This is a genomic window from Novosphingopyxis iocasae, from assembly GCF_014334095.1.
GTDB lineage: Bacteria > Pseudomonadota > Alphaproteobacteria > Sphingomonadales > Sphingomonadaceae > Novosphingopyxis > Novosphingopyxis iocasae.
Genome location: NZ_CP060495.1, coordinates 1,513,755 through 1,526,959 on the forward strand (window position 1 = coordinate 1,513,755; position 13,205 = coordinate 1,526,959).

Below are 13,205 nucleotides of genomic sequence, written 5' to 3' on the forward strand. Positions count from 1 at the left end.
GGGCGCGATCGTCACGGCTGGTCGCTGCCGGAAACTATCCTTCGTCCCGCTGTTTGCGCCGCAGCGCCAACACATAGATCAGCGCTGCGATCCCTGCGAAGAGGAACCACTGCACGGCATAGCTCAGATGGTTGTTCGGCACGTCCTCCAGCGAAGGTGGTGCCAGAGGCTTGGTCCCGGGGACTGCGCTATCGGAGACCAGCTTGATCTCCTTCCCGAAGGGGGCGATCACACCATCGACGATGCCGCCGGTCCATTTCGGCTGCTCCGGCCGCTCGGTCCAGCCAACAGCCACCTTCGCGCCCGGCCCCTCCATACCGCCGGTGCGACATTCCGCGATTTGCGCGAATCCCGCCTCCCCGTCTACGCTGCGCCCAGCCACCGTCTGCCAGCCGACGACGCCGATGCAATTGACGCTGCTGCGGCGATAGAGCTTCGGCTCGGCGGGCGGCAGGCTCGCCTGCCAGCTGACCGGCGGCTGGTTTTCGGCAGCGGCGTAGCTGGCGAGCAGCGCTTCCTTTTCAGCCTTGCGCTGGAGTTGCCAGATGCCGAGGCCGATCATCAGCGCTACTGCGGCACCGACCAAGATGGTTGGAATCAGCGGGAACTTCATCCCGAACGCCCCTCACCCGCATCATTCTTATATTCCAGCCACAGCATCGCGGCCTTGCTGCCGCGCAGCGCAAGGATGGTGGCTGCCGTCGCGAGAGGCACCCACAGGATGATGTGCACCCAAAAGGGCGGCGAAAAGCTGAGCTGAACGATGATCGCGGCAATCACGAACAGCGTCTCGATCAACAGGATCAGCGCGGCGGACGCGCCATCGCCGACATTGAAGCGGCTATAGTCCAGGCCGCAGTTCGAACATTTGGGCGCGAAGCGCAGCAGCCCTGCATAAAGGGTCCGCGCTCCGCAACGGGGGCACAGACCCTTCAGGCTTGCATCGATCAGGCGTGGCGGCTCATCCGCCATCAGGCATTCCGACGCTGCGCGATCACCCGCCGTAGACGGGTGCGCCCCAGCCGCCCCACACGTAGATCACGATGAAGAGGAACAGCCAGACGACGTCAACGAAGTGCCAGTACCAGGCCGCTGCTTCGAAGCCGAAATGCTTTTCCGGGGTGAAGTCGCCGCGGATCGCGCGAACCAGGCAGACGATCAGGAAGATGGTGCCGATCAGGACGTGCGCGCCGTGGAAACCCGTCGCCATGAAGAAGGCCGAGCCGTAGTTGAGGCCCGCGAAGGAGAACGGCGCCTCGATATATTCGACCAGCTGGAAGGTCGAAAAGGCGATGCCCAGAATGATGGTGAGGCCCAAGCCGCGGATCAGGCCCTGACGATCTCCGTGCAGCAGCGAATGGTGCGCCCAGGTAACGGTGGTACCCGAGCACAGCAGGATCAGCGTGTTGAGCAGCGGCAGCTTGAGCGGATCGAGCACTTCGACGCCTGCCGGCGGCCACTGGCCACCAACCACTTCTGCGGCCGAGGGGAACAGGGAAAAGTCGAACCAGGCCCAGAACCAGCCCACGAAGAACATGACCTCGGAGGCGATGAACAGGATCATGCCGTAGCGTAGGTGCAGCTGAACCACCGGCGTGTGATCACCCGCATGGCTTTCCGCGATCACATCACCCCACCAGGCGAAGAAGGTGTAAATCACGCCGACGACGCCGACCGCCCAGATCGCCACGCCATAAGGCATGTCATGCATCCAGCGGACAAGGCCGAAGAACATGACCATCGCCGCTACGCTGCCGATCAGCGGATTGGGCGAGGTCGGCAGAATATGATAATCGTGGTTCTTGGTACCAGCCATGGTCTGTGTCGCTTCCCTGTGGTCCTTTTTCGCGCGTTCGTTCGATGCGCGCGTGCTGTGTTGATGGCAGCCTTAGCCGCCCTGTTTGTCCGGGTCTACCGGGTAGAAGGTGTAGCTCAGCGTGATCTCTTCCACCGTCTTGGTGTCAGGATCCGTCATGATCTTCGGGTCGATGTGAAAAATCACCGGCATGCGCACCTGCTCGCCGGGCTGCAGCGTCTGCTGGGTGAAGCAAAAACACTGGATCTTCGTGAAATATTTGGCCGCCTGCTCGGGCGTGACATTGTAGGTGGCCGTGCCGGTGACGGCATGGTCAGAGTTGTTCTTGGCAATAAAGATCGCCATGTCGCGCGCGCCGATGGTGGCGGTGTCGGTCGGATGCTCGGGCCGGAAATTCCAGGGCAGGTCACCGCGATGATTGGCATCGAAGCGCACCTGCATGGTGTTGCCTTCAATGGCCTTGCTGAAGTCCAGTTCGCTCGCCTCTGCGCGGCTTACCGTGCCGTTGAGGCCGGTCGCCTGGCAAAAGATGCGGTAAAGCGGCACCGATGCGAAACCCAAGCCTACCATGCCGGCGGCAACCGTGGCCATGACGAAGCCGGTGCGCTTGTTACGGCGCGCGGCGGCGGAATCGACGGGCTGTGTGCTCATAGCCACCCTCCGATCTTGACGCAGGTGATCGCGAAAAACAGCACGGCGAGCGCCAGCAGGACAATGGCCAGCATGTTCGCGCGCGACTGCTGTCCGGCACGGATACGCTCGGACTCTTCGCGGGTGAAATCGTGATCGTCCGGTTCGGTCATGCAAAGATCATCCGGTCCGCCGCAAGCAGCGCGAACAAAGCGAAAAGATAGAGGATCGAATAGCCGAACAGCTTCTTTTCCGGTTTCATCTCGGACGTGTTTTCCGCCCGGTTGCGCCAGACGGCAAAAGCATAGACGAGGAACACCGCGTTGAGAGCGATCGAACCACCCAGATAAAGCCAGCCCGTCATACCGAGCAGCCCGGGCGCGATTGCCGCGGCGGCCATGGGGAAGCTGTACCAGAAAATCTGATGGCGCGTCGCCTGACGGCCCTTCACCACCGGCAACATCGGAACACCGGCTTCGGTATAGTCGGCGTTGACGAACAGCGCGAGCGACCAGAAATGCGGCGGCGTCCAGAGGAAGATGATCGCGAACATCAAAATCGGCAGCAGCGTGACGTCACCCGTCACCGCGGCCCAGCCTATCACCGGCGGAAATGCGCCTGCCGCGCCGCCGATCACGATGTTCTGCGGCGTCGCGCGCTTCAGCCACATCGTATAGACGACCGCATAGAACCAGATCGAAAAGGCGAGCAGTCCGGCAGAAAGCCAGTTCACGGCCAGTCCCATCGTCGCGACCGAGAAGCCGGAGAGGATCAAGCCGAATTGCAAAGCGGCATCGCGGTTCATGCGGCCAGCGGGCAGCGGGCGGCCCTTGGTCCGCTTCATCCTAGCGTCGATATCCGCCTCGTACCACATGTTGAGCGCGCCGCTGGCGCCGGCGGCGACCGCGATGCACAGAATCGCAGTGAAACCCAGAACCGGGTGGATATGGCCCGGCGCAGCGAGAAGTCCGCAAAGCGCCGTGAACACGACAAGGCTCATCACCCGGGGCTTGGTAAGCGCCCAGAAATCCCGCCAGTGAGACGGCATTGCGGCGTCACGCGCCGACACGCCCGTCATGGCAAAAGGTTTCTCGCCTGTGTTCATACCTATCGTACCGTAACCGCCGATGCCGGGCCTGTCGAACCTCTCACTCCCTAAGGAATGAGCCAGCTTCGACAGACCCGGCCCGAACGGCTCTAACTAGCGTTCGAGGTAGCGCCTCACTTGACGTGCGGCAGCGTCTCGAACTGGTGGAACGGCGGCGGGCTGGACAGCGTCCATTCCAGCGTCGTTGCGCCTTCGCCCCAAGGATTGCCCTCAGCGCGGCGGCCGGCAGCCAGCGAGTAGATGATGTTCACGAGGAAGATCACCACGCCCACCGCCATGATCATGTAACCGATCGAAGCGATGTTGTTGAAGTAGGCAAAGGCCTGCGGATAGTCCGGGATACGGCGCGGCATGCCCGACTGGCCAAGGAAGTGCATCGGGAAGAAGATGATGTTCACGCCGATGAAGAACACCCAGAAGTGCAGCTGGCCGAGGAACTCGCTGTACATCTTTCCGCTCATTTTCGGGAACCAGTAGTAGAACCCGGCGAAGAGCGAGAACACCGCACCCAGCGAGAGCACATAGTGGAAGTGCGCCACCACATAATAGGTGTCGTGCAGCGCATCGTCGATGCCGCCATTGGCGAGCACGACGCCCGTCACGCCGCCCACGGTGAACATGAAGATGAAGCCCAGCGCCCAGACCATCGGGGTCTTGAAGCTGATCGAACCGCCCCACATGGTCGCGACCCAGCTGAAGATCTTGATGCCGGTGGGCACCGCGATCACCATCGTCGCGGCCGTGAAGTACATCTTCACGTTCACGCTGAGGCCGGTGGTGAACATGTGGTGCGCCCAGACGACGAAGCCGATCACGCCGATCATCACCATGGCATAAGCCATGCCCAGATAACCGAAGACGGGCTTGCGGCTGAACGTCGCCACGATCTGGCTGATCATGCCGAACCCGGGCAGGATCATGATGTAGACTTCAGGATGCCCGAAGAACCAGAAGAGGTGCTGATACAGGATCGGATCGCCGCCAGCAGCGGCATCGAAGAAGGCACCGCCAAAGTTACGATCGACCAGCAGCATTGTGATCGCCGCGGCAAGCACCGGAAGCGCCAGCAGCAGCAGGAATGCGGTGACCAGAACCGACCATACGAACAGCGGCATCTTGTGCAGGGTCATGCCCGGCGCACGCATGTTCAGGATGGTGGCGATGAAGTTGATCGCACCGAGGATCGAGGCCGCACCCGCAAGGTGGAGCGAGAAGATCGCCATATCGACCGCCGGGCCGATCGAGCCCGAGGTGGAAAGCGGCGCATAGACCGTCCAACCGGTGCCCGCACCCAGACCCGTACCGCCCGGCACGAAGCTGGAACCCAGCAGCATCACGAATGCCACCGCGGTCAGCCAGAAGCTAACATTGTTCATGCGCGGGAACGCCATGTCCGGCGCGCCGATCATCAGCGGAATGAACCAGTTGCCGAAACCGCCGATCATGGCGGGCATCACCATGAAGAACACCATGATCAGGCCGTGCGCCGTGATCAGGACGTTCCACATGTGGTACGCTTCGTCCAGGCTGGCGGCAGCACCGCCCATCATGCCGTTATGCCAGCTTGCCCAGGTCTGCAGATACTGGATGCCGGGCTCGGCGAGCTCGGCGCGCATCAGGCCGGAAATCGCGCCGCCGATCAGTCCCGCGGTAATCGCGAAGATCAGATACAGCGTTCCGATGTCCTTATGGTTGGTGGACATGAACCAGCGCGCGAAGAAGCTAGGCTTGTGGTCCGCGTCATGATGGTCGTGTTCGTGCGAAAAATCGCCCGGAGTGGCAGCGATGGTGGTCATGGCTTGCGGTCCTTACTCGGCTACGTTCGTGGCAGCGCCGGGCTGCCCGGCTTCCTGCTGGAGAGCCGCGGGATTGCTGGTGGAAACGCCGCCTTCCTTGGGCAGCGCATCGGCGGCCTCGGTGGTCGGCTGATCGGTCTCGTCGCCGGGCATGGTACCGCCCTGCGCGCGAACCCAGGCTTCGAATTGCGGCATCGGCAGCGCTTCGACCGTGATCGGCATGAAGCCGTGGCGGGCGCCGCAAAGCTCGGAACACTGGCCGTAATAGACGCCAGGCTTGGTGATGGTCAGTTCCTTCTCGTTCAGACGGCCGGGAACGGCATCGAGCTTAAACCAGAGCGAAGGAACGGCAAAGCTGTGGATCACGTCCGCACCGGTGGTCTGAATACGCAGTGGAACGCCGGCGGGCACGACCATGCGATTGTCGACCGCGAGCAGATAGGGCTCACCGCGCGCCTTGGCCTGATCCTCCGGCAGCATGTTCGAGATTACCTCGAAACCGCCATTATCCGGATAGCTGTAACCCCAGTACCACTGATAGCCGGTAGCCTTGATCGTCACCGCATCCTTGGGCGCGGGATCATATTGCTTGGCCAGCAGGTCGATCGATGGGATCGCAATACCCACCAGGATCAGCGCGGGAACCAGCGTCCAGATCACCTCCACCAGCGTGTTGTGCGTGGTGCGCGAAGGCTCCTGATTGGCACCGCGGCGGTAGCGCACGATCACCCAGGCCAGAAGGGCAAGCACCACCAAAGAGATGATGATGCAGAGCGGCAGCAGCACATAGGTATTGATGTTCTTGGCATATTTGCCGTTGTCGCTGAACTGTTCCTGGAAGTTCAGCTCCTGCGATTCCGGCATGCCGATGCCGGGCGTCGGCTTCATCGGCGTATAACCGGGCAGCGCGCCGTCGGCCGCGGGATTGTCGCCAGGATTTTCCGCCGCAGGCTGCGTATCGATCGAACCCTCGGTAGCCTGGCCCGGCTGCGGCAACGGCGCTGCCGTTTCTTGCGGCGCAGCCTCAGCCGGCACGCTGTTGGCCGGCGAGACCGTGGCGCCAGCGGCCGCGGGCATCAGGGCCAGCGCGAAAGCGATCAATAGCGTCTTTGGACTTTTCATTCGGAAGATCCCGGTTCCCCGTTTTGATTCGTTGCCGCTTCCGACGCACCCATCCGCAGCCTTCAGGCGCGGACCATGGCACTGATGCGGAAGCGGAAGGCAAGCGGCCTATAGCCACGGTTGCATCCCGTCTCAAGCTTAACTAGGCGTTTTTTCGTCAGCGGGTAACCCCCGACTTTCCGCTGAAATCCGCGACTCGTTCCGTTGCGGAAACGTCATGAATCATAATGGAGCGACGCTCTCACCATGGACGAAACCGAGGTCCTTGCCGAATTCCGCGCCTGCGATGCGCTGCTGGAAGGACATTTCCTCCTTTCCTCCGGTCGCCACAGTGCGCACTACCTTCAATGCGCGCGCGTGCTGATGAATCCGGAGCGTGCCTCGCGGCTTGCGCTGGCGACAATCCAGAAGATCCCGCGGGACATTCGCTCCGAGATCGACGTGGTCGTGTCGCCCGCCATGGGCGGCCTCATCATCGGACACGAGATCGGCCGCGCGCTGGGCAAGGACGCTATCTTCCTGGAACGACCGGAGGGCACGTTCGAGCTGCGCCGCGGTTTCTCGCTGGCGCCCGGTGCGAAGGTGCTGATGGTGGAGGATGTCGTCACCACCGGCAAGTCTTCGCGCGAGGCGATTGCGGCGGCCGAAGCTGCCGGCGGACGCGTAATCGCAGAGGCTTCTCTGGTCGATCGTTCTGCTGGAAGCGCAGACCTGGGCGTGCCCTTCTTCCCGCTGGTGGCGATCAACATGCCCACCTACGCGCCCGAAGAAGTGCCCGAAGAGCTTGCCGCCATCCCGGCGGAAAAGCCCGGAAGCCGCAAGAGCTGAGCCGGGACATCCTGCATGGCTAGCCCGAATCGCCTGCGCCTCGGCGTCAATATCGATCATGTCGCGACGGTGCGAAATGCGCGCGGCGGCGATCATCCTGATCCTGTACGCGCGGCCGAGATCGTGGCGCGCGTGGGGGGCGACGGCATTACCGCACATCTGCGTGAGGACCGGCGTCATATCCGCGATGCGGATATCGCGCGCATTCAGGAGGCCACCGCCCTCCCCCTCAATCTGGAGATGGCGGCCACCGATGAGATGCTGGAGATCGCGCTGCGCCACCGGCCGCATGCCGCCTGCATCGTTCCTGAAAAGCGCGAGGAGCGCACCACAGAGGGCGGCTTGGACGCTGCCGCCATGCACAACACGCTGGTGCGCTATGTCGATCGGCTGGGCGCCGCCGGCATCCGCGTGAGCCTGTTCATCGAACCCGAGGCCCGCCAGATCGAGGCGGCGATCCGTTTGGGCGCGCCCGTCGTCGAGTTCCATACCGGCGCCTACGCGCTTGCAGAAGGTGAAGAGCGCACGCAGGAACTCACCCGGATCGCAAATGCCGCTGCATTGGCCGCGAAAAACGGTATCGAGCCGCATGCCGGCCACGGTCTGACCTATGACAATGTCACGCCGATTGCTGCGATACCGCAGCTCGCCGAACTGAATATCGGCCATTATCTGATCGGAGAGGCGATCTTTACCGGGCTCGAGCCCGCCGTGCGCCGCATGCGCGAACTGATGGACGAGGCACGCTGATGATTGTCGGCTTAGGTTCGGACCTCTGCAATATCGAGCGAATCCAGAATTCTCTGGACCGTTTCGGCGAACGTTTCGAAACTCGTGTGTTCACCGAGACCGAGCGCGCCAAGGCGCGGCGGCGGCCGTTCACAATCGCAGGCACCTACGCCAAGCGCTTCGCCGCCAAAGAGGCTTTTTCCAAGGCGGTGGGCACCGGTTTTCGCCGCGGCGTGTTCATGAAGGACATCGGCGTGATCAACAAACCTTCGGGCGCGCCCACGCTGCATCTTGAAGGCGGCGCTAAAGCGGCGCTGGACAAAATGATACCCGATGGTCACGAAGCGCATGTTCATTTGACGCTCACCGACGATCATCCATGGGCGCAGGCCTTCGTGATCATCGAAGCGTTGCCCAAAGGGGGCTGATGCCGGTAAAGCGCGCGCTCCCCATCTTCTAGAAGGCTCGCAATTTCTTGTCGGACAAGGCCACAGACATCGAATCGACCGACGGCTCCGCGCCGACCGGGTCGAAAGGCGCCAAGAAGGAAAAGGCGCCGATCGACTGGTGGAGCGAGATCAAGGGACTGCTGATCCTGGTGATCGCGGTGCTCGCCTTCCACACGTTCGTGGCAAAGCCGTTCTACATCCCGTCTTCTTCGATGATGAACACGCTCTTGGTGGGCGATCGGCTGATCGTCTCCAAATTCCCTTATGGCTATAGCTGGGTTTCCCCGAGCTTCCGTATCCTGCCGCCGATGAAAGGCCGGCTGTTCGGCAGCGTACCGGAGCGCGGCGATATCGTGATCCTGAACCCCCCGGGGCCGCGCAAGGAAGACTGGATCAAGCGTGTCATCGGCCTGCCGGGCGATATCCTGGAGGTGCGCGAGGGGCAGATCATCCTGAACGGCAAACCCGTGCCGCAGGAATCGGTGGCAAGCGATCCCATTCCGGTGGATGAAAACAATCCCTGCACCGAACAGGAATTTCCCGGCGCGCGTCAGCCCGGCCCGGACGGCAAATTGCTGTGTTATGTCAACACGGTGCGCGAGACTCTGCCGAATGGCGCCACCTACAATATCCTCGATGCACGCCGCCAGAGCACCGACAACGTGCCGCCGGTCGTTATTCCGGAAGGCCATGTCTATCTGATGGGCGACAATCGCGACAACAGCGCGGACAGCCGCGTGCCTCTGCCCGAGGGACTGGGCGGACCGGTGCCGATCGAGAATATCGGGGGGCGTGCGGAGTTCATCACCTTCTCGCTCGACGGCAGCGAGACCTGGAACCCGCTCACATGGTTCGGCGCGCTGCGTGAGGGTCGCGCCTGGCGCAGCCTGCATCCCGCGCATGTGCCCGTTCCGATAGACAATGGTCCCCAAGGCCAGGGGCAGCTTCCCGGATCGCCGCAGTGAACGAGCCGGAGGAGGCCGACGACCATATCGAATCGGTCGGCCCTACCGAGCTCTACGATCCGGTCCTGCGAACGGAATTCAAGCGCGCGCTCGTCTGGCTCGGCACCGCGCTGGCCATCGGCGTTGCAGCCTATCTCGCCCAGCCGATCCTGCTGATTATCGGCGGCATCGTCGTTGGTTCGATGCTCGACGGAGGAACACGCCTTCTGGGACGCGTGATGCCTGCCCCGCGCGGCATACGCCTCGCCATCGTCGTGCTGGCCGCCACCGCCTTCATTCTCTGGACGGTGTTCCGCATGGGATCGGAGCTGAGCGCGCAGGCCAGTTCGCTGCAGGAGGTGATGCTCGTGCAGATGGAAGCGGCGGGCGACTATGCTCGCTCTCTGGGCTTCGCGTTCAAGCCGCAGGATCTGATGGGCTTCGCCGATCAGGCGTTCAGCTCGCTCGGCCCCGTCACCGCCGCTGTTACGAGTTTCGTGGGCGCGGTGGCCGGCCTCTCCATGATGCTGGTACTCGCGATCTTCTTTGCCGCCGAACCGCGTCTTTACGAACATGGCCTCGCCTGGATGCTGCCGATGGCCGAGCGCGAGCATTTCTACGGCACGATGGAGAAAATCGGTTGGACGCTGCGCCGACTGATGGCCGGCCGCCTGATCGGCATGGCGGTGGAGGGCATCGGCACCTGGGTGCTACTGTTTGCGGGCGGAGTGCCGATGGCGGCGCTGCTCGGCATCTTGACCGGCCTGCTGGCGTTTCTGCCCAATATCGGGGCCATCATATCTGGAGCGCTGATCATTCTCGTGGGATTTTCCACCAGCACCGAAACAGGCCTCTATGCGCTTGTCGTCTATCTGATCGTGCAAGGGATCGACGGCTATGTGATCGTGCCGATGGTGGCCAAACGGGCTGTCGATCTTGCCCCTGCGCTGGTGCTCGGCGCGCAGATCCTGTTCGGCACGCTGTTCGGCCTATTGGGGCTCGCGCTGGCCGATCCGATCGTCGCGATGCTGAAGGTTTTCCTAGAGCGCCGTTCCAGCCGTGCCAAGCAGCGCGCGGCCGAGCGCAGAGCAGCGATCCGCAAGCGAAAACAACGCGAAGCGGTCAAGGCGGAGCTTGCCGCCGATAGCACAGGCTCCCTGCCCGCTACTTGAGCACGGCACCCCGCCGGTTTACCGACCCTTTTACTCTATGCGGATCCTCACCGGCCATTATGGCCGCCATCGTGGCGGCTCGGAGCGCGCGCTCGAACGTCTGGTCGCGGCATGGCGCGATCTCGGCCATGACGTGCGCTGCCCAGTGGAGCAGAGCGCAAGTCCGCTAAAACTGGCGACGCAGCTGCGTCAGGACGCAAAGGACTTCGTCCCCGATATTCTGTTCGCAGGCGGCCAAACCTATGCGCTCCCCGTTGCACTGGCGCGGCGGCGCGGGGCGATCGGCAAGCTGCCCTTTGCCATGAAGTTATCCAACGCGCCGCTGCACCCCGGCCATCCCCTTGCAACGCGCGCGAGCCAGCTTTGGCTGAAAGCCCAAGGCGCTTGGACCGATTGCTTCGTCGCGCCAGATGGTGCGAGCGCGGCGCTGCTGGCAGATATCGGGATCGTCCCCGGTAAGATCGCCACCGTCGCCAATCCTGCGGCGGATGCGGCGCATCTTAAGAGGCTGCACAATGCCGGTGGCGGCTTCGCCGACACACCGAACGCCTCTCTACGTCTGCTGACTGTGGGCCGCCTCGCCCCGCAAAAGAATGTCAGTTTGCTGATCGAAGCTTTTTGCCGCATTGCACGGTTCGATGATCGGCTGACGATCGTCGGCGATGGTCCTTTGCGCGAGCGACTCGAGGCGCAGGCCGCGCGGCATCAGGGCGATGTTCGCTTCTTCGGCCATCATCCCGACCCGGCCCCTGCTTTTGCGCAAGCCAACGCTTTCGCCCTTGCCTCGAATTATGAAGGATTGCCGGCGGTACTGGTCGAAGCGCTTGCCGCTGGCTTGCCGATCGCAACGACGAACAGCGCGCCAGGTATTGCGGACCTGATTGCCGGTTTCGGGACGCTCACGCCGGTGCAGGACGCAACCGCCCTTGCCCGCGCCCTCGAATGGCTTCGCTATGCCAAGCCGGATCGCACAGCCATGCTGGAGCGGGCCATGCAATTCACCGCGCAGCGAGCCGCGCCGCTTTATATCGACCTATTTAAGAGATTGACGCCGTAATCAACGCAGTGAGACTGATCTGCCGAGCTGCTCAGGCCGCGCGCGTTCTTACGGTTGCGAAACCGCGCAGTTCTGCAGCGACATGCGGATCGCAACCGGTCGTCAGACGCTCCACGCATTGCTCGAGATTTTCGCGGGGCGACATATAATGGCCCGCCATGGACCATTGGCCGAACTGGCGGCGGTCGGTTTCCTTCTCGCTTAACACCACCAGCGCGTAATGGCGTTCGTCCGCGCGGATGCGCGCGAGGGTGCGGCGGACTTGTGCCTCTTCGCCCTCCAGATACTGAAAGAAACGCTTTCCGTCGTAAATTAGCAGACCGGTCAGGCCGTCGCGATGATTGTTCTCCTGCGATTTACGCAGGATCACATCAATCTCCGCATTGGATTGCACCCGGCGGGTGCTGCTGATGTAGATGACGCGATAGACCATAGGTCTGTTCCTTCGAGAAGCCGGCATCCGCGATATTTCAAGATGGTTTACACCCCCTTACCGATGCGCCACTTCTCTTCTTTGACACATGACTCGGCTTGCGCTTTAAGTCAGTTTCAATCCGCAATCGGTTTTAGGAGAGCCCATGTCCCTTCCCTCCCCGCTGTTCGACCATCTGCGCCTGCCGGTCATCGGATCGCCGCTGTTCATCGTTTCATGCCCGGAAATGGTCATCGCGCAGTGCAAGGCGGGGATCGTGGGGAGCTTTCCGGCGCTGAATGCCCGTCCGCAGGCGCAGCTGGACGAATGGCTGCACCAGATCACTGAAGAACTGGCCACGCACAACCGCGACAATCCCGATCGACCGGCCGCGCCCTATGCGGTCAACCAGATCGTGCACAAGACCAACAACCGGCTGGAAGAAGACCTCGTCACCTGCGCCAAGTGGAAGGTGCCGCTGACGATCAGCTCGCTCGGCGCGCGCGAGGAAGTGAACGCGGCGATCCACGATTGGGGCGGCATCGTGATGCACGATGTGATCAACGACAAATTCGCGCATAAGGCGATCGAAAAGGGCGCGGACGGCCTTATTCCCGTGGCAGCGGGCGCTGGAGGCCACGCTGGCACGCTTTCGCCTTTCGCCCTCATGCAGGAAATTCGCGAATGGTTCGACGGGCCGGTGGCGCTCTCCGGATCGATCGCGCACGGCCGCTCGGTGCTCGCCGCGCAGGCAATGGGCGCGGACTTCGCCTATATCGGCAGCGCCTTCATCGCCACGGACGAGGCCAATGCGGCCGAGGGGTACAAGGACAATATCGTGGAGGCCAACGCCTCCGACATTGTCTATTCCAACCTCTTCACGGGCGTACACGGCAATTATCTGCGCCAGTCGATCGAAGCATCGGGCCTCGATCCCGACAATCTGCCCGAGAGCGATCCTAGCAAAATGAACTTCGGTTCGGGCGGCAACAGCAAGGCCAAGGCGTGGAAGGACATCTGGGGATCGGGCCAAGGCATCGGCGCGGTGCGCTCACGTGGCAGCGTGGCCGAGCTGGTGGATCGCATCGAGAGCGAATATCGCGCGGCCAAGGGTGCGCTCGACACCGCCTATCGCGCATGAA

Annotated in this window: 16 protein-coding genes; 7 read left to right on the forward strand and 9 right to left on the reverse strand. The window is 62.5% G+C overall.

Annotated features, from left to right (window positions below):
* Window positions 1-34 precede the first annotated feature (34 nt).
* The 8 genes from H7X45_RS07240 to coxB all read right to left on the reverse strand — a co-directional run bounded on the left by H7X45_RS07240 (window position 35) and on the right by coxB (window position 6,472).
* Window positions 35-613 carry an SURF1 family protein gene (locus H7X45_RS07240; protein ID WP_187336823.1) on the reverse strand — a complete coding sequence of 193 codons (579 nt, stop codon included), beginning with the start codon at window positions 611-613 and terminating at the stop codon, window positions 35-37.
* Window positions 610-972, reverse strand: a complete 363-nt coding sequence (locus H7X45_RS07245; RefSeq protein ID WP_187336824.1) for a DUF983 domain-containing protein — start codon at window positions 970-972, stop codon at window positions 610-612. The genes H7X45_RS07240 and H7X45_RS07245 overlap by 4 nt, the downstream gene beginning before the upstream one ends.
* Window positions 973-994: 22 nt before the next feature.
* On the reverse strand, window positions 995-1,816 hold the full coding sequence (locus tag H7X45_RS07250; protein ID WP_187336825.1) for a cytochrome c oxidase subunit 3: 822 nt from the start codon (window positions 1,814-1,816) through the stop codon (window positions 995-997).
* A 72-nt stretch (window positions 1,817-1,888) separates the two neighbouring features.
* Window positions 1,889-2,467, reverse strand: coding sequence for a cytochrome c oxidase assembly protein (locus tag H7X45_RS07255; protein ID WP_187336826.1), 579 nt, complete (start codon window positions 2,465-2,467; stop codon window positions 1,889-1,891).
* Complete coding sequence (locus H7X45_RS07260; protein WP_187336827.1) at window positions 2,464-2,619, reverse strand: hypothetical protein; 156 nt, start codon at window positions 2,617-2,619, stop codon at window positions 2,464-2,466. Before H7X45_RS07260 ends, H7X45_RS07255 begins: the two co-directional genes overlap by 4 nt.
* Complete coding sequence (locus H7X45_RS07265; RefSeq protein ID WP_425498184.1) at window positions 2,616-3,551, reverse strand: heme o synthase; 936 nt, start codon at window positions 3,549-3,551, stop codon at window positions 2,616-2,618. Before H7X45_RS07265 ends, H7X45_RS07260 begins: the two co-directional genes overlap by 4 nt.
* Window positions 3,552-3,667: 116 nt before the next feature.
* The gene (ctaD, locus tag H7X45_RS07270) at window positions 3,668-5,350 is read right to left on the reverse strand and encodes a cytochrome c oxidase subunit I (RefSeq protein WP_187336828.1); all 1,683 of its coding nucleotides are present in this window, start codon (window positions 5,348-5,350) and stop codon (window positions 3,668-3,670) included.
* A gap of 12 nt (window positions 5,351-5,362) precedes the next feature.
* Window positions 5,363-6,472: a cytochrome c oxidase subunit II gene (gene coxB, locus H7X45_RS07275; protein WP_187336829.1), complete on the reverse strand. Its 1,110-nt coding sequence runs from the start codon at window positions 6,470-6,472 to the stop codon at window positions 5,363-5,365.
* 246 nt (window positions 6,473-6,718) lie between these two features.
* Here coxB and pyrE point away from each other — a divergent pair, with 246 nt between their 5' ends.
* From pyrE to H7X45_RS07305, 6 genes are read left to right on the forward strand one after another with little or no spacing between them, the layout of a single operon-like run.
* Window positions 6,719-7,300 (forward strand): orotate phosphoribosyltransferase, encoded by a 582-nt coding sequence (pyrE, locus tag H7X45_RS07280; protein WP_187336830.1) that lies wholly within the window; start codon window positions 6,719-6,721, stop codon window positions 7,298-7,300.
* 15 nt (window positions 7,301-7,315) lie between these two features.
* On the forward strand, window positions 7,316-8,050 hold the full coding sequence (locus H7X45_RS07285) for a pyridoxine 5'-phosphate synthase (RefSeq protein WP_187336831.1): 735 nt from the start codon (window positions 7,316-7,318) through the stop codon (window positions 8,048-8,050).
* Complete coding sequence (acpS, locus tag H7X45_RS07290) at window positions 8,050-8,457, forward strand: holo-ACP synthase (RefSeq protein WP_187336832.1); 408 nt, start codon at window positions 8,050-8,052, stop codon at window positions 8,455-8,457. The genes H7X45_RS07285 and acpS overlap by 1 nt, the downstream gene beginning before the upstream one ends.
* A gap of 47 nt (window positions 8,458-8,504) precedes the next feature.
* On the forward strand, window positions 8,505-9,443 hold the full coding sequence (lepB, locus tag H7X45_RS07295; protein WP_425498185.1) for a signal peptidase I: 939 nt from the start codon (window positions 8,505-8,507) through the stop codon (window positions 9,441-9,443).
* A complete protein-coding gene (locus H7X45_RS07300; RefSeq protein WP_187336833.1) occupies window positions 9,440-10,594 on the forward strand; it encodes an AI-2E family transporter in 1,155 nt (384 codons plus the stop codon). Before lepB ends, H7X45_RS07300 begins: the two co-directional genes overlap by 4 nt.
* Window positions 10,595-10,631: 37 nt before the next feature.
* Window positions 10,632-11,651 carry a glycosyltransferase gene (locus H7X45_RS07305; RefSeq protein ID WP_187336834.1) on the forward strand — a complete coding sequence of 340 codons (1,020 nt, stop codon included), beginning with the start codon at window positions 10,632-10,634 and terminating at the stop codon, window positions 11,649-11,651.
* 31 nt (window positions 11,652-11,682) lie between these two features.
* Here H7X45_RS07305 and H7X45_RS07310 read toward each other — a convergent pair whose 3' ends face one another.
* The gene (locus H7X45_RS07310; protein WP_187336835.1) at window positions 11,683-12,084 is read right to left on the reverse strand and encodes a BLUF domain-containing protein; all 402 of its coding nucleotides are present in this window, start codon (window positions 12,082-12,084) and stop codon (window positions 11,683-11,685) included.
* 145 nt (window positions 12,085-12,229) lie between these two features.
* On the opposite strand from H7X45_RS07310, the gene H7X45_RS07315 reads away from it, so the two are divergent.
* Complete coding sequence (locus H7X45_RS07315; protein WP_187336836.1) at window positions 12,230-13,204, forward strand: NAD(P)H-dependent flavin oxidoreductase; 975 nt, start codon at window positions 12,230-12,232, stop codon at window positions 13,202-13,204.
* Window position 13,205 lies beyond the last annotated feature (1 nt).